This window comes from Vibrio sp. Vb0937 (assembly GCF_033338855.1).
This window is the reverse complement of the sequence record NZ_JAWOTK010000148.1, coordinates 1-1,577: the sequence shown is the minus strand read 5'-3', so window position 1 is coordinate 1,577 and position 1,577 is coordinate 1. Positions and strand designations below refer to the sequence as shown.

Below are 1,577 nucleotides of genomic sequence, written 5' to 3'. Positions count from 1 at the left end.
TGTTTCTAAGAATACAAGACCCCGCCCTCAAAGAGGCTAGCGCTTCTTGTCAGGAATTACATAAGTTCCGTTTGTATGACACAGAAACGGACGATGATTGGATTGATCACTTCGTCGACGTTCAACCGGATGTCGCAATTGTAGAAGTAGCGCATTTCACTCACGCTGATTACCAGCGACTTTCCGATATCGAAGCCATTTACGACATGGACTTAATCATCATCAGTTCAGGCGCGCCTAACGAGAACCTCGATAAACTGATGAACCTAGGTGCCATTTTTCACTACAGAAAACCCGTCGATCTCACCATCCTGTCTGATACGCTGACCGAAGTGAGCCAGTATTATCAGCACAAGCAGGAGCAAGGACGTAAAGTCGCCACCAGCGATTTGGATCAGTTTGGTTTGCTAGTTGGCTCATCTTCTCCGATGCACCAGCTGTACCGCATGATCCGCCGTGTCGCAAAAACCGAAGCCAACGTATTGATTGTTGGTGAAAGTGGCTCAGGCAAAGAGCTTGTGGCGCAAACCATCCACCTCGCCAGCGAGCGTAAGCAGCAACCTTTTATTGCCATCAACTGTGGTGCCATTAGCCCAGAACTGGTCGATAGCGAACTGTTTGGCCACGAAAAAGGCGCATTTACTGGCGCGAACAAAACTCACCAAGGGGTATTTAAGCAAGCGGAAGGCGGCACGCTGTTTTTGGATGAAATTACGGAGATGCCGATCGAGCATCAAGTGAAACTGCTGCGTGTGCTAGAAACTGGCGAATACCGCCCAGTGGGCAGTAATACCGTCCACATCGCCAATACCCGCATCGGCGCGGCAACCAACCGCGATCCTAAAGTCGCGATCGAAGAACAATTTCTGCGTGAAGACCTATTTTTCAGGCTATCGCACTTTCCGTTAACCGTTCCACCATTGCGCGAACGTGGCGGAGACATCGTCGGATTAGCCAAACACTTTATTGCGCACCGCAACGCTAATGAATCCCAAACCAAGACGATTCTCGACTCGGCAATCCAAAAAATCGCCATGCACGATTGGCCTGGCAACGTTCGAGAACTCAAACACACCATCGAGCGAGCGTTCATTCTCGCCGACGATACCATTAAAGATGAGCATCTGATTTTCGATACGCCGCCACTAGAAACTGGCACCCGATTAGAAGATATGGTGCCTGCTGGCGTATCGTTAGAAGAGCTGGAAAAAGCCGCTATTCTCAATACGCTAGAAGAGAATCAAGGCAACAAAACGGAATCGGCTCAGGAGCTGGGTATCAGCGTTAAAACGCTGTACAACAAGCTCGAAAAGTATCAAGACGAGTAAGCACACCGCAAATAGCAAAAGAGCACTGAATTGAATTCAGTGCTCTTTTTCATCGTCTCTTTCTATCTTTGCGTGCAGCGCTGGATTACACCCACTGACCTGCCACAAAACCACTCGACCAGCACCATTGGAAGTTATAGCCACCTAACCAACCGGTAACGTCCATCACTTCTCCGATGAAGTACAAGCCTTTGATGTTTTGACATTCCATGGTTTTATAAGACAGGTGATCGGTATCCACGCCGCCTA

Annotated in this window: 2 protein-coding genes; one reads left to right on the top strand and one right to left on the bottom strand. The window is 48.9% G+C overall.

Annotated elements, in window-relative coordinates; genetic code table 11:
• The first annotated feature begins 11 nt into the window (after positions 1-11).
• Positions 12-1,328 (top strand): sigma-54 dependent transcriptional regulator, encoded by a 1,317-nt coding sequence (locus tag R7P67_RS23930; RefSeq protein ID WP_318086208.1) that lies wholly within the window; start codon positions 12-14, stop codon positions 1,326-1,328.
• Between the two features lie 85 nt (positions 1,329-1,413).
• On the opposite strand, the gene R7P67_RS23925 is transcribed toward R7P67_RS23930, so the two are convergent.
• The coding region (locus tag R7P67_RS23925) for an NAD(P)/FAD-dependent oxidoreductase (RefSeq protein ID WP_318086207.1) at positions 1,414-1,577 on the bottom strand (164 nt) is incomplete at its 5' end.